General features: G+C 65.9%; 12 protein-coding genes. 3 read left to right on the top strand and 9 right to left on the bottom strand.

Going from position 1 to position 14,142, the window contains the following annotated elements:
* Positions 1-71: 71 nt before the first annotated feature.
* On the top strand, positions 72-5,855 hold the full coding sequence (gene mobF, locus AWC31_RS11640) for a MobF family relaxase (RefSeq protein ID WP_085144419.1): 5,784 nt from the start codon (positions 72-74) through the stop codon (positions 5,853-5,855).
* A 168-nt stretch (positions 5,856-6,023) separates the two neighbouring features.
* Here the strand turns inward: mobF and AWC31_RS11635 are convergent, their stop codons facing one another.
* The 9 genes from AWC31_RS11635 to AWC31_RS11600 form a co-directional block, all read right to left on the bottom strand.
* Positions 6,024-7,010: a hypothetical protein gene (locus AWC31_RS11635; protein ID WP_165765948.1), complete on the bottom strand. Its 987-nt coding sequence runs from the start codon at positions 7,008-7,010 to the stop codon at positions 6,024-6,026.
* 193 nt (positions 7,011-7,203) lie between these two features.
* Complete coding sequence (locus AWC31_RS11630) at positions 7,204-7,509, bottom strand: hypothetical protein (RefSeq protein WP_133060144.1); 306 nt, start codon at positions 7,507-7,509, stop codon at positions 7,204-7,206.
* A 247-nt stretch (positions 7,510-7,756) separates the two neighbouring features.
* Complete coding sequence (locus AWC31_RS11625; protein ID WP_234816817.1) at positions 7,757-8,158, bottom strand: Imm61 family immunity protein; 402 nt, start codon at positions 8,156-8,158, stop codon at positions 7,757-7,759.
* A gap of 239 nt (positions 8,159-8,397) precedes the next feature.
* Positions 8,398-9,597, bottom strand: a complete 1,200-nt coding sequence (locus tag AWC31_RS11620; protein ID WP_085144415.1) for a DUF1173 family protein — start codon at positions 9,595-9,597, stop codon at positions 8,398-8,400.
* A 34-nt stretch (positions 9,598-9,631) separates the two neighbouring features.
* Positions 9,632-9,775 (bottom strand): hypothetical protein, encoded by a 144-nt coding sequence (locus AWC31_RS37370; RefSeq protein WP_165765947.1) that lies wholly within the window; start codon positions 9,773-9,775, stop codon positions 9,632-9,634.
* Positions 9,772-10,062, bottom strand: a complete 291-nt coding sequence (locus tag AWC31_RS11615) for a transcriptional repressor (RefSeq protein WP_085144414.1) — start codon at positions 10,060-10,062, stop codon at positions 9,772-9,774. Before AWC31_RS11615 ends, AWC31_RS37370 begins: the two co-directional genes overlap by 4 nt.
* On the bottom strand, positions 10,059-11,489 hold the full coding sequence (locus AWC31_RS11610; protein ID WP_085144413.1) for a type IV secretory system conjugative DNA transfer family protein: 1,431 nt from the start codon (positions 11,487-11,489) through the stop codon (positions 10,059-10,061). The genes AWC31_RS11615 and AWC31_RS11610 overlap by 4 nt, the downstream gene beginning before the upstream one ends.
* On the bottom strand, positions 11,479-12,186 hold the full coding sequence (locus AWC31_RS11605) for a hypothetical protein (RefSeq protein ID WP_234816816.1): 708 nt from the start codon (positions 12,184-12,186) through the stop codon (positions 11,479-11,481). Before AWC31_RS11605 ends, AWC31_RS11610 begins: the two co-directional genes overlap by 11 nt.
* Complete coding sequence (locus tag AWC31_RS11600; protein ID WP_133060143.1) at positions 12,140-12,574, bottom strand: hypothetical protein; 435 nt, start codon at positions 12,572-12,574, stop codon at positions 12,140-12,142. The genes AWC31_RS11605 and AWC31_RS11600 overlap by 47 nt, the downstream gene beginning before the upstream one ends.
* A gap of 98 nt (positions 12,575-12,672) precedes the next feature.
* Between AWC31_RS11600 and AWC31_RS11595 the strand changes: the two genes are divergently transcribed.
* Both AWC31_RS11595 and AWC31_RS11590 read left to right on the top strand, forming a co-directional pair.
* Positions 12,673-12,969 carry a hypothetical protein gene (locus tag AWC31_RS11595; RefSeq protein WP_064917853.1) on the top strand — a complete coding sequence of 99 codons (297 nt, stop codon included), beginning with the start codon at positions 12,673-12,675 and terminating at the stop codon, positions 12,967-12,969.
* A complete protein-coding gene (locus AWC31_RS11590) occupies positions 12,969-14,135 on the top strand; it encodes a hypothetical protein (RefSeq protein WP_085144410.1) in 1,167 nt (388 codons plus the stop codon). Before AWC31_RS11595 ends, AWC31_RS11590 begins: the two co-directional genes overlap by 1 nt.
* Positions 14,136-14,142: the final 7 nt, after the last annotated feature.

Below are 14,142 nucleotides of genomic sequence, written 5' to 3'. Positions count from 1 at the left end.
CACAAATTGGTAACGGCTGTCGTATAACTCCCCGGCCGGCCTTTGGCTCGGACCCGGGTGATGACGCGGTGATGGGCTTGCACAAACTGAGCGCGGGCGACGGGTATCTGTACCTGATTCGCCAGGTCGCGGCGTCCGACGACACCCACCGCGGCACATCGAGCCTGGCCGACTACTACAGCGAGAAGGGCGAAACCCCCGGTCGCTGGATGGGCAGCGGCCTGCCCGGCCTCGGTGAGCCCGCAGGCCGAGACGCCACCGATCCGATGGTCGCCGAGCTGTGGTCAGTGCCCGAAGGATCCGAGGTCACCGAAGACCAGATGAAGGCCCTCTTCGGGGAAGGACTGCACCCCAACGCCGACCGAATTACCGAGCGGCTCACCGGATTCGGACTCGGCCACAACGGCGCCATCGCCGCGGCGCGTTTGGGTCGGCCGTTCCGCGTCAACAAGACCGACAACGAATGGATGCGCCGCCTGCGCGAGGGCTACGCCGACTTCAACACCACCCTCGGCCGCGACCGTCAAGCCTCGCTCGAACCCGAGGAACGCGCCCGCATCAAAACAGCGGTCGCCCGTGAAATGTTCGCCGAGCAGTACGGTCGCCCACCGGCCGACGAGCGAGAACTGACCGGCTTCATCGCCCGCAAATCCCGCGCCCAAACCCAAGCCGTCGCCGGCTACGACCTGACATTCACCCCGGTCAAATCGGTGTCGGTGCTGTGGGCCGTTGCGCCCCGGGAAATCTCGGAAACCATCGTCGCCGCCCACCACCAAGCCGTCGCCGACGCCCTCGCATTCCTGGAGGAAAACGCAGCGTTTTCCCGTATGGGAGCCAACGGAATCGCCCAGGTCGACACCACCGGATTCATCGCCGCCGCGTTCGATCACCGAGACTCCCGCGCCGGAGATCCCAACCTGCACACCCACGTCGCGATCAGCAACAAGGTGCGGGTCATCGGGCCCGACGGAATCCCGCGCTGGCTGGCACTGGACGGTGACCCTCTGCACAAGGCCGCCGTCGCCGCCTCCGAGCTCTACAACACCCGACTCGAGGCTCATCTCATGGCCGCACTCGGTGTGCAGTTCGCCGAAACCCGCGCCAAGAACGACAAGCGGCCGGCGCGTGAAATCGACGGAATCCCGGTCGAACTCATCGAACGCTGGTCGGCCCGCCGGGCCGCGATCGAGAACCGTGTCGCGGACCTGGCGAAGGCCTTCCAGGCCGAGCATGGCCGTGAACCCAGCGTCGTCGAAATGCTCGCGCTGTCGCAGCAGGCCACCCTCGACACCCGGCAGGCCAAACACGAGCCGCGCAGCCTTGGCGAGCAGCGGCAGTCGTGGCGAACCGAGGCCATCGAAGTCATCGGCAGCCACCGCAAACTGGCCCGCCTGATCACCGACGTCACCCACCGTGCGCGGCCCCGCCGCCAGCCCGCCATCACTACGGAATGGGTTGCCGATCAAGCCGAAGCCGTCATCAACCGGGTCTCGCACGACCGGGCCGAATGGGGCATCAACCACGTCCGGGCCGAGGCTCAACGGGTACTGCGGGGCACCGACCGCCACGGCGATCCCGAGATCCTCAACCGGATCGTCAAACACGCTCTCGACGCCTGCAGCATCACCATCACCAGCCACGCCGACACCGAGATGAACGAACCCGCCGTCCTGCGCCGCCGCGATGGCGTCTCGGTCTATACCCGACACGATTCGACCCGCTACACCAGCGAAGCCATCCGGGCCGCCGAACGCCGCATCCTCGCCGCCGCCGAACAACGTGGCGGCCGTGTCGCAGACGACAACAGCATCGGTTTGGCGATGCTCGAACAGCACGCCCAAAGCGGCTTGCAACTCAACGAAGCCCAGCAGGAACTGGTGCGCGGCATGGCCACCTCCGGCGCCCGGCTTCAACTGGCGCTTGCCCCCGCGGGCACCGGAAAGACCACCGCCATGTCCGTTCTCGCGGCCGCGTGGACCAACAGCGGCGGCAACGTCATCGGCCTGGCGCCAACCGCGGCGGCCGCCGAAGTCCTGGCCGAAGACGCCCACATCACCACCGACACCATGGCCAAATTCGTTCAGCTCGCCGCCCCCACTGATCACCCCGTGGCGGCCAACGACCCAGCACTCAAGTGGTTCAACACCATCGGTCCCGACACCCTGTTGATCGTCGACGAAGCGGGCATGGCCTCCACCTTCGACCTCGACGAAATGATCACCCACGCCCTCGCCCGCGGAGCCAGCGTGCGCCTCGTCGGCGACGATCAACAGCTGGCGTCAATCTCGGCCGGCGGCGTCATCACCGACCTCGCGTCGCGGCCGGAAACACTCACTCTGTCTACGGTGGTGCGCTTCCGCGACCCCGCCCAAAGCGCAGCGAGCTTGGCCATCCGCGACGGCGATCCCGCCGGCATCGCCTACTACATCGACCACGGCCGCGTGCATGTCGGAGCCGACCAAACCGCCGCCGACATGGCCTACCAAGCCTGGGCTGACGACATAAAAGCAGGCCACCGCAGTGTCCTGTTGGCGCCCACCAACGATCTGGTCGCCGAACTCAACGAACGCGCCCGACTCGACCGGTTGCGCACTGCCAACGCCAAGCCCTCACGGACCGTCACCCTCGCCGACGGACTGACCGCATCGGCCGGCGACTGGATCATCACCCGCAAGAATGCCCGCTGGTTGCGACTGCCCAACGGTGCCTGGATCAAGAACGGCCACCGCTACGAAATCCGCTCCGTGCACCGCGACGGATCGATCACCGTCGCGCGTTTGGGCGCCGACCGGCGGGCCAAGACAATCCGGCTGCCCGCCGACTACGTCACGGCCAACACCACCCTCAGCTACGCGTCCACGATCAACGCCGCCCAGGGCCTCACCGCAGGCACCCAGAAGATCAAAGGCACCTGCCATATCGTCGCCACCGATCACCTCACCCGCCAACAGCTCTACGTCGCCGGTACCCGAGCCCGCGACGAAAACCACTTCTACTTCTCGACATCCGAAGCCGACCCACACCGCATCCTCGCGCCCAAAGCCACCCACCCACCGACCGCCGTCGACATCCTCTCGACGATCCTTCGCCGCGACGGCCGGCAAGTCTCGGCTACCACCGCCGCGCAAGCCGAACACGACCCGTTCACCCGACTGCACGGCGCGGCAAGCATGTACGCCGACGCCCTCACCGCGGCCGCCGAAGTGCTCGCCGGACCCGCAACCATGGCCCGCATCGACCAGGCCGCCACCGCCATCGTCGGGGACATCACCGACGCCGAAGCCTGGCCCGTCCTGCGGCGCAACCTGGCCCTGCTCGCCCTCGACGGACACGACCCCGTCGCCGCCCTGCAACACGCCGCCGCCAAGCCGCTGGGCGACACCGTCGACGTCGCCGCGGTGCTCGACTGGCGCCTGCCTACACCCGAAGGCTCCGCGGCCGCCAACGTCGGACCGCTGCGATGGCTTCCGGCCATCCCGACCGCCGTCCAACACAACCCGCAATGGGCCGAATACCTCGCGGGCCGAGCGCGACTCGTGACCGAACTGGCCGATCAGATCCGAGACACTGCACGCGAGTGGACTGCGGCCACCGCGCCGGCCTGGGCGCGGCCACTGCTCAACGGCCAACCCCAGTTGATGGCCGAAATCGCGGTGTTCCGCGCCGCGCACGACGTCGATGCCGCCGACACCCGGATCACCGGCCGCGAGCAACACGCCAACCGCTCCGCGGCCTTCCAGAAGCTTCTGCACAGCCGCGTCGACGACGCGGTCCTGCACAGCCAGGACAGCGTCTCGCGCTGGCGCACCATGGCCGCGATGGTCAACCCGCACATTCCCAACGACCCCTACTGGCCGCGGCTGGCCGCCCACATCGACGACGCGGCCCGCGCCGGCGCCGATGTCGCCGGAATGCTCGCCTCCGCGGCCGCTCAGGGTCCGCTGCCCGACGAGCTGCCCGCAGCTGCCCTGTGGTGGCGGCTGTCGGGCACTCTGGCCCCGCCGACGCTGGAACGCTCCAACCCTCGTCTGCGTCCGGACTGGACCCCTGTACTGCACCATCTGTTCGGCTCCGAGCTCGCCGAAACCGTCATCGCAGACCCGGCATGGCCCGGGCTCATCGCCGCCGTCACCGCATCCGACTGGCCACCGGCCGACCTGCTGGCGGCGGCCAGTGAACACCTGCGCGAGATCGCCGAAACCGAAGGCGGCCTTCGCCCCGATGAGTACGCCCGGCTGCTCACCACCCGCATCGAACTGCTCACGCACGCCGCGACGATCGACGCCGACATTCCGCACCCCGCCGAATGGGCGGCCTCGGCCGGTAGCCAACTCGATCTGCTCGCCGAGCCTTCACCCGAAGAGGCCGGCTACGCCGAGGACGCGCCCCCGGATCTCGCCGACTACGCCTACGGCTACGCCGAAGACGACCTTGGCGACTGGGCGTTCGAGGATCTGCTGCCCTACCGGCCAGCCCCCACCCGCCCGGCCGACATCCTCGCGCTGCGCATCGCGCGCGATCGCGCGCGCGACCGGGTCCGCGAGCTGCAACACGCCATCCTGCATCCCGGTGGCGGGCCCGCCGAACAAGCCCTCGCCGTCGAGCTCGCCGAACTGATCCGGCGCCGCGACGAGCAGCGACCCTATGCCCACGCCTACACCCACGCGCACGCCGACTGGGTCCGCGCCGAGCACACCAGCGAAACTCACCACCGCCTGCTCGCCACCATCGACGAGCAGATCACCGCCGCCCAACGCGGAGGCAAGGCCGATCTCGCCGCGGTCCTCACCGAACACCGCGCCGAACTCGACCGGCACACACCGGCGGTCGCAGCCGCAGTCGCCGATGCCGCCCACCAGCGCGACACCACTCAGGAGGCCTTGATGAACATCGCCGGCGGACCCTCAGGCCTGGTCACCGAGCACGACATTCAACAGCGCCGCACTGCTGCCATGAGCGCTGACGCCGAACAGCTGCGCCAAGCTCGCATCGAGGCCACCGACCTCGACAACCAACTCATGCGCGCCGAGCTCGCCGCCGCCCGCGTGTTCGGCACCCGGCCCGGCGTGGACTACGACCTCGGCGCCGATCTTCCTGCACTGCGCCGCGAAGTCGACATGCTCGACGAGGCCGGCGTCCGCAGCCCCGCCGCCATGTACGCAACCCGCGACGCCGACCTCGAACTGCTCGACAAGCCCGCGGCCGCGGCGGTCACCGAGATCGCCGGCAGCGCACAAACCGTCCAACCTCTCCACCTGGGCGCCAACGCCGACAAGTCCGCGGTCCTCGGTGCCCTCTCCACGACCGCACTACGCAATGAACACCGCATCCTGGCCATCCCCGCCAGCGGGAATGCCGAAACCTATGCGGCACAACATCGCTACGCCGACACCACCGCCAACCCCGAACAAGCGATCGAGCGTCTCGACAACGGACAATGGAAACTGCCCACCGGCACCCTGCTCGTCGTCGACGACGCCAACCAACTCGACCCCCGCCAGCTGCGCGCCCTCACCAAGGCTGCCGGCGACGCCAACGCCAAACTGCTCCTGGTCACCAACAGCACAGACAACCAGCGCCAAGCCAGCCTCACCGACATGCTCAACAACCAACTGCCGTGGTCACACCGGATCGCAGACCCGGCCGAGCTTCCCCCGCGTACCGCGCTCGACCGTGTCGAACACCACCTCGCCAGCACCACCGCTGCCGGCGAGGCGGCGCAAGAGGCCAACGACCTACTGACTCGCCGCGACGAACTGGGCCGCACCTACCACGACATCACCCACTACCGGGCCCGCGCCATCGACACCGCCCGCGATCGCAGCCGCGGCACCGACGTGGGTATCGACCTCTAATCGGTGCCCAGCAGCTGCAACTCCCAACGAACCATGTCGAGCGCCGTCGTCACCGCCGGGTCATCGGGATCCAAACCCTCACCGATCAACGCCAGCCGGTCCTCAAAGTCCATGCCCGTTTAGACGTCGTCGGGCGCGGCTCGGTTCCCCTTACAAACGCGGCCCGGCTTAGGCGTCGTTGGTGGGAGGACTGCCCGGAGGCGGTGGCACATACGGAGCGTCCAGGGTCAACAGCTGTCGACGGAATCGGCGATGACCGGAGCCCGACGGATTCTGGATATCGACGAGTTCGGTTTCGACCTGAACCATGCCCGCGTCGCGGAGATTCTGTATTCCCGCCAACCGGGTGTCCTCAGAGAAGCCATGCCGCTCACTGAACGCTTTGGGCGAGAACCACACTGGCGGTGCGGCCGGCAGACGTAGACCCACGCCTGGGACGAACTCAACGCCGTCCGGGCGGTGGTGGTAATAGAGCACCATCAAATACATGACTAGGCCTGGACCGCTCAATCGTCCGATCGCGCCAGTAGTCCAGAGTTGTTCTGGCACACGGAAGAACGATCCGCCGCTATGGCCGTCGGGCCGCACATAGGCGGGGCCAAACTCGTCGAGCTCATCGAGCAGGGTCACGATATTGGCCATCCCCGGTTCGCCCGCTGTGATGTCGATGAAACCGCGCCGAGCCAACTCCTGGAGATTGGCCGCGACGGCGCGGGGGCCCTTCACTGGATCGTCCAGGCCAATCAGCTCGGCCCACCAGCTCGCCGGCCGCTGCGACGAGTAGGGCGGTGCGGAGTTGACCCACCACAGGCTCAGTAGCAGTGCCAGTCGCGTGCGGCCGCCGCGTCCACCGCCGGCACCGCCGCGGGCAGCCCGCATGAGGCCTTCGAGCGGACTCGGGTTGACGCCCGACCGCCTGACAAACGCCCGGCGCACGGGAGCGCCGTGGTGCGCTGTATTGCCTGCGAATGTTTGCGCCACCCGCAGGTTGGCCCGTGGTTGGCTGACCTGTCCAGTCATTGCTCTCACCTGCGATTTTTCGAGATGCGCGTTCGCATCACTAATGAGGTAATTACATAGTACCGGGCGCAACCGTAGGGGTATACCGGGCGCAGACGACATCAATGGCAGAGTGTCGTAGGTTATGACGCTCATTGTGAGGTAGTGTCCAAGACACGCTGGTTCGCCAAATGGATTTGCTGATCACTAGCTTCCGCGAGGCGGGCACGCTCGCCGGCAGTCGCCGCCGCCCCAGGTTTGGGCGTCGGGATAGGGACGACAGTCGGCCATGCGACAAGAGGTGGCGACAACCCCCGGGCTCCCCCCGGGGGTTGTCGTATCTATGCCTTTAGTGCTGCAGAGCGGCGATGAGGATGACAGCGTTGATCACCGCGATAACGATTGCGGCCGCCGCGGCGGCATCGTATTGCGTCATCACGACCTGGCTGTGACTGTGGCAGCGCTCCAAGAAACCGGCGCGCGGCCGTCGGCAGCGGGCAGTGCCGTCGTTGATCCACGCCGAACATTGATAGGTCCACCGCGCCGCCAGTGCCACCGGCACACCGATGGCGATCACTCCGAGGATCAGAAGCCAGAGGTGGTCTCGGACCATCTCGGCCAAGACGATCCAGGCAATGAAGTCCGCGCCGGTCACCGATCCTGTCTGGCGGGCGCTTCGCTCGGCCGCCGTCACGAGGCCGTTGGCACTGCCCCTCGATCGACCCGTGCCGCGTGCGCGATCAGTGACTGCTGGCGGTGTCGGCGGGTTCACCCGCCACGCATGTGTGCCGTGCACAGGGCAAGCTGCTCTGGCGGCGGCACTCTTGTGACCCTTGACCGGTGCTGTGCACTTCCGCATAACTAATGCCTAGCAGCTCGCGGTGCGGTATCTGGCCCTCGAACTATGTGGATTTGCGCAGATTCGGTTGGGCATAGCTACCGTCCGGCGACAACAGCGGCCTGAACGACTCATCAAGGAACGACCGCTTCAATGCTGCCAAACTCCAGCCGAGGAAATGAGACAGCGGCACCAACGCCAGCAGGCCGACCTCCGAACGGGGAACCGCCGCAACCGGACCACGACCGATAGCTGTGAGGATCTGGTAGCCCGGGTTCGAATCGTCGATCTCATACCCAGTGGCTAGTGATTCTCTGTCCCAAGGGAGTTCGACAAACGGCAGGTCGACCTCAGCGCGGATATCGTCACCAAACACTCCGAACAAGTAGCGCTCGAGAACCTGCATCTCGGCCACGAACAGCACCAACCGCTCATCACCCAGTTCATCGACTTCGACGAGCTCCACACGACCCACCGCCGGCCGCCCGATCACGTATCGAATCGGCGCGCCGACCTCCGACCTGAGCTCGACAATGCCTGGCCTGGTCATCCGTGCGATGAACGAAGCCGGCCGTCCGTGCCCACCCCAGGCAGTCAGGGCTGAGAGCTGGCGCACCGGTCACGGTGGCCCACCGTAGCGGTCGGACCGCCGTTGATCGTCACCCGGACAACCGGACACCTGCCGTCGCGGGGGCCGCCGTTTTCTCAGGACATTGGCGACGGCAGATCCGGCATATCCTCGTCCGTACGCCAGTTCCATACGGGCAGTCCGGCGATCAGCGAAGTATCGTCCCCGTCCACATCACCAGCAGGGCGGTCGATGAACGCGGCGATCGCCGGAGCAGTGTCAGTGAAAATCAGGGACGCCATCGGGGCCGTGCTGCCGTTATACGACAACATTCTGCGGAACGAGCGCTCCTCGTTGAGAGCCGTGTTGAGCAGAGTGCGATCCGCGTCGCCTGTGAACGGTAGCCAATTGCGATCGGTTGTCATCAGCGACAGTTGGTCGACGTTCGCATATCCCGCCCGAGAAACCGAGAAGGTGCAGATGGCCAGCAGCCGAACCTCGCCTGCCTCGGCCATCTGCCAAAGCTCCAGTTCGGTGGCGAACCGTTTCGCGAGCTTGCGATACAGGTCTTCATTGAGAAACCAGGGGTGTCCGGGCTGGTGCCGCACTTGCAGCTTGAACCCATGGCCGGCCGGCTCGATTGCCTTGATCTCGCCCACCCCGATCAGCAGTTTCGTGGGCTTTCCAGGCTGACGGCGGGCTGGAGCCCATGCCTTGATACGGCGCTGCTCGATGTCGGTCTTGTGGTCGGCCGAGAACGGTTCGGGCACAAACAAAGACGCGGCCAGTGGATCCTTACGGACCACCTTGCCGTCCACGGCGGCCCGCAGACGACGGTAGACGACCGCCCAGGAGCGGTGCCCGGCGAAACGAGGATGCCAACTCGTCAGCTCAGCCTCGTCCCACAAGTAGTGCAGCACAGCACGCAGCGACAGCTTGTTCCCGTGGGTCTGCACCGTGTCTGACGGGGAACCAGAAGGTTCAGGCGCAGCGCGATTTCCGGACTTCGACAGTGAGAAACCCAACCGCAAAGCCGTTGTGCCATCGGCAGGGTTGTCGATGATTGACTGCTCGGCGACCGCTCCGTAGCCCGAAAGCTCGCCCGGGGGCAGCCAGGATCGACACCGGTGGTCATGTGCGACTGCCGTTCCGGGCATCCGCTTGACGATGAGGTCGGGTCCGGCGGCGGCGATGTACATCTCCACCCCCGGTGACTGGCACAAGCACAGCGGTCGCAACCGCGCAGCTTTCGCTCGACTAAGAGCCTCCTGGGCCACCGGTGTGTGCACATCGTCGATGCGGCTGCCGCCAACCTGAAACACGGAATGCATAGTCATGGCCAGCGCTCCTAATCGCGTTGAGAGTAGGTCGTCAGATGACCGGTGCCGACAAGAGGTTCGCAATCAGCCCGACGATTCCGGCGGCGACCTGACCGATCATCCACACCGCGCCGAGCAGCGCAATCAATAAACCACTGAGCCACGGCCCTTTTCGGGCCTTCTTTGTCGCCATCATGCCGTCTCCCTTGGCTTGCTGGTGGATTCTCGGAGCCCGAGGTCGGCGTGCCGACCGGCCCGCCCCCAATGCGCTTTGACTGATCCCTCAACCCGGACCCGCTCGACCAGGCCGCGCCGCTCCAGGGTCAGCAGTGCGCGGTAGACCTGCTCGGCCACCAGGACTACGCCGGCCATCGAGTTCACCTGCTCGCGGATTTCGGTTGTGCTCAGAAACCCTCTGGTGGATCGCAGGACGTCGAGAATCGCCGCCTGACGCGCATTCAGCGTGATTTCCTGGCCGCTCATCGTGTCCCGGTCCCGGTCCCGGCCGCCGCCAGTCCGCGTTGATGACGATCGGCCAGTCGAGTCCAGAAACTGTCACGCGACCGCGACGACGGCTCGTTCAGAACGTTCTCGATCGCCCGGTCATAGATCGCGAGAAACTTCGACCAATCCGGGATCTCCGTCAGCACGCCCGCAGTCCCCAGGCGCACCAGCCGAGCATGATCACGATTCGGCGGGAGCAGCCGACGGTATTCCAGCGTGCTGCCCAGGTGCGACGACAGCGTCTTGTGAGTGGTGACCTGATCGAATGTCTCCTGGCGCCGGGTGGTCTGCCCTTCCCATTCCTCGGCGCGCTGCAAGATCTCCATCTCCGGTGCGCCGAACATGATCAAGGCCGACGGGAAGGTGTCGCGCAGCTCCTTCATATAGGCAGTGCCGTACACGGTTTCCAACTGGGAGCTGGCCTGCACAGCCAGCACGAGATTCGCGCCGAGCCCTCGGCCCTCACTGATGTAGCGGCGAAGCGCTGGCATCGGAGCGGTATTGGCGGCCTCGTCGATCACGATCAGCAGGCGGTGCCGCATCTCCTTGCGCGCCGTCTTAGCTCGACACAGTCGCACGAGGTGGTCAATCAGTGTCACCGCGGCGCCGGCGATCGAGCCTTCAGCCGGCGTGAGGACATAGAGCGTGGACGTCGGATCCTCCAGGATCGATTCATCAAACGCCGGTGGGAGATTCCCGCGCAGTTGCAGACGCATCCACGGCGTCACCGACTTTCGCATCGTCAACGCGATGCTGTCGCGCTGCTTGGGATCCATCACCAGCGACGCCATCAGCGCATCTCTGAACAGCGGAATGTCGGCCACGATGTCAGCGGCGTGTTCCCAGCTCGGGTCGGTCGACTGCTGCTCGCCCGGCTTCGTTAAGCGAGTGTTGTTGACAGCCAGCAGAACCCACCCGATCCCTGCCTTGTTTCCACGCGGGGAGGCTGCGTACAGCATCGCCGCCAGCGGAGTCTCAGTGTTCGACTCCCAGATCCCGGCGTCGCTGACCTGGTCTGCGCCCGAACCCATGCCCACCGCTGACATCTGCATCATCGTGTTCGCGATCGTCACGGCCTGATCAGGTGTGCTGATGAGCTTGGTCGGATCGAACGACAGCAGGTTGATGTTCGGATAGTCGGCGTCGTAGTCAGGACGAAAGTCGATCAACGCGCTCGGACCGTAGCGCCGCTGCATCACCAGCTGCATCAGGTCGTCTTTCGGACTCACTACAACCGCAGGCCCAGTCCATAACACGGCGGCCGGAGCCAAGATCCGCCGCGTCTTTCCGGTCTCTGTCGGTGCTGAGACCAGCACGTGGGCAGCGGATTCCGCGACCGCGCGACGGTTGGTTTCTTCGTCGAGCACGAACCCGCAGTACGGCGTCGGGGGCGGTTTATAGGCCATCGCGATCTCGCTTGATCGGAGTGCGCTCCCCTACCGGTTGGCGCGAACGGGTGCGAAACACGCTCGGCAACATCTCGATCTCCGTGTGGAAGCCGAAGTCGACCGCGTCATGGTCCTGGGGCGGCCGCATCGGCCACCAGTCGCGCGAACCGTCAACAGCCAGCCAGCCCTCCAAGATTCCGTACGCCCCGGCGGCCAGCAGTGCGGCCGGGACTTGGGCGACAATCCATGGCACTACGACCGTCGAGGTGAACGTTCCGCTGCCGGAGTAGACCAGCCAGTAGATGACTGGCAGTGGCACGCCCACAGCCACCGCACTCCACATGAACGCTGCGATGGGATACGACCTCAGGTTGTCGGGGATTAGCTGGATCGTGAAGGCGTAGATGCCGCGGCCGACAGTCCAGCCGATCGGTGCGAACAGCGCGGCGGTCAGAACAATGACCCAGTCCACCGCCGCATAAATGGTTTCCGGGGACCGTGCCCACATTGGGTGAATGATGTCGTCGTCGGCAGGGTCAACCCGCGCACCGGTATTTTCTTGTGCGCGGTCGCGAATTTGACGAGCGAGAATTTCTGCTCGCCTTTTCTGAAATATGAACGTGTGTTGATGCCGTGCGATCCACTTTCGGCGGACCTCGTCGAACCGATCAGTGGGCGCTGGCATCAGCGGGCTCCTGGTGGGGTGCTTGATCATCAGGATAGAACTCGCGCAGCTGTTCAGCGACACCCATCAGAAAGTCGCGTAACTCTGCTGCGGTACGTCCGACGGCAACCCTCTCAGACTCCGCCACCGCGGCATCCACACGACTTTTCACCGTCTCTACCTGGTCTGACAGGCGGATCGTCGGCTCACCCCCGTCCAGGGTGATCCTGCAGGACTCCTCCTCCCACCCCACGGCCTGCTCCAGCTTGTGCATGGTGCGTTCGTCCATTTCCCGGTTGAGCCGGTACGCCTTGTACAGGGTCGACGGTGACGGGCCACCGTGGGCGAAGAGGTCATCACGAGACCAGCCCAATTGCACCAGTCTGCGCTGGACAAAAAACATCAGCCGGGCCGGTCCGTCCTGCGGTATTGGTCTCACAACGCAGAACGTAGCAATTGCTCATCACGTTTAGCGACAGCTATCGCAAAACCGTATTACCACCCCTTAGCCTCAGCGTGAACTCACTAGGAGAACCCATGCGAACGATTATCGGCGTCGCGATCGGCACCATCGCGTTCTGGTTGGCAATGCTCGCCACCGCCGTCGCCTACATCCTCGAACACATCTTTGCTATCGGCGTGGCAACCGCGCTCGTGATCGTAGCGATCCTCGCTAGCCGTCTGCTCGATCCCCGCCGCCGACGCCGCGGTGCACGGCCGCCGCTGCACGCATTGTCACCGGCACCGCGCCGATCCCGGAAGGACGCCGTCACGGTCGGCCGCCTCGCCGGCGCCCACTCCGCACCAACCGCCTACCTGCGAAAGGTCGTCTGATGACCCACCCCGACAACGCCACACACGACGGACCGGCATGGTCGGCAACCCAGGAATGGCTTGCCGATCTCGACCGAGATCCCGATGACACCGGGTACGGCAACGAATCAGACTACACCCCAGAGGATTACGACCCCAGCGACGAGCCGGACTATGACGATCCCGACGACGACGGCGACGGCTCCGCGCCGACACCTGACCCCGAGGACATCGAGAACTATGAGCTCGCCCCGTCGCCCGGCACCCAGAGCGACAGCGATGACGAGGTCGTGCCGATCGCCGACGACGCCGACATCTACGACACGGGGAGCGGCCAGGACGCGGCCGGTTCTGCCAAACCCGCAGACGCCCCAGCGCCTCGATTCAACAAACCGCTGGCGATCGGCTTCGTTGCGTTCGTAGCCGTCACGACAATCGCGGTGACCAGCGTTCTGCTCGGCATGAAGAACGGCCCCGAAGTTGAGAGTGAGCAGTCCGAGGCGGTCACGAAGATCACCGCCGCACCGGCAGAGCCCCCACCTCCCCCGCCGGGTGCCGGCGGAGGCCCCACAGGCATCCCGTTCACCGCGAGCGCGCCGGGATGCCTGCCCGGTTCCACTGCCGCTCAAGCCGTGGCCAGCGGCGACCCCACCCAGGCCTGGGTGTGCGTGCGCGGCGGCGTCGACGGCCAGGTTCTCACCATCGAGCTCGGCCGGACCATGGTGGTCACCGCCATCCGCATCACCCCGGGCTGGGTGGGTACGGACGCATCCGGAGCCGACCAGTGGCTCCAGCACCGCGTGGTGTCCCGCGTGTCATGGATCCTGACCGACCACGGCAACAAGCCGACCGTCGTACCTCAGCGCACCGGAAACGTCCACGGCGAAGCGCCCCAGCCGATGCCCGGGCAAGGTGTCCTGGCCTCCACGATCACCATGATCGTCCAAGAGACCTCACGTCCCCCCGCCGACGCCCCACCGGCCGACCAGGGCCCCGCAGCACCCGGCCCAGGCGGACTGCTCGACGACGTCCTTGGAGCTCCACTGGGCACACCCCCGGAGTCATCCACCGCCCCACTTCCTGGCTTCCCGGGAACGCCGGGAGGCCAAGCCGAAACCGACCCAGTCGACAACACATTCGCTGTCTCCTCGATCACCGTCGAAGGCCACCAACCCATCCCCTCCTGACCAAAGG

Origin of the sequence: Mycolicibacterium wolinskyi (assembly GCF_002101965.1) — a bacterium.
GTDB classification, from domain to species: domain Bacteria; phylum Actinomycetota; class Actinomycetes; order Mycobacteriales; family Mycobacteriaceae; genus Mycobacterium; species Mycobacterium wolinskyi.
This window is presented reverse-complemented; position numbering and strand designations above follow the sequence as displayed.

Bases quoted from the DNA above. Each gene is read 5' to 3' on its own strand.
- mobF (WP_085144419.1), top strand. From the start codon at position 72: ATGGGCTTGCACAAACTGAGCGCGGGCGACGGGTATCTGTACCTGATT.
- AWC31_RS11635 (WP_165765948.1), bottom strand. From the start codon at position 7,010: ATGAGCGTCATAACCTACGACACTCTGCCATTGATGTCGTCTGCGCCC.
- AWC31_RS11620 (WP_085144415.1), bottom strand. From the start codon at position 9,597: ATGACTATGCATTCCGTGTTTCAGGTTGGCGGCAGCCGCATCGACGAT.
- AWC31_RS37370 (WP_165765947.1), bottom strand. From the start codon at position 9,775: ATGATGGCGACAAAGAAGGCCCGAAAAGGGCCGTGGCTCAGTGGTTTA.
- AWC31_RS11615 (WP_085144414.1), bottom strand. From the start codon at position 10,062: ATGAGCGGCCAGGAAATCACGCTGAATGCGCGTCAGGCGGCGATTCTC.
- AWC31_RS11610 (WP_085144413.1), bottom strand. From the start codon at position 11,489: ATGGCCTATAAACCGCCCCCGACGCCGTACTGCGGGTTCGTGCTCGAC.
- AWC31_RS11605 (WP_234816816.1), bottom strand. From the start codon at position 12,186: ATGATCAAGCACCCCACCAGGAGCCCGCTGATGCCAGCGCCCACTGAT.
- AWC31_RS11595 (WP_064917853.1), top strand. From the start codon at position 12,673: ATGCGAACGATTATCGGCGTCGCGATCGGCACCATCGCGTTCTGGTTG.
- AWC31_RS11590 (WP_085144410.1), top strand. From the start codon at position 12,969: ATGACCCACCCCGACAACGCCACACACGACGGACCGGCATGGTCGGCA.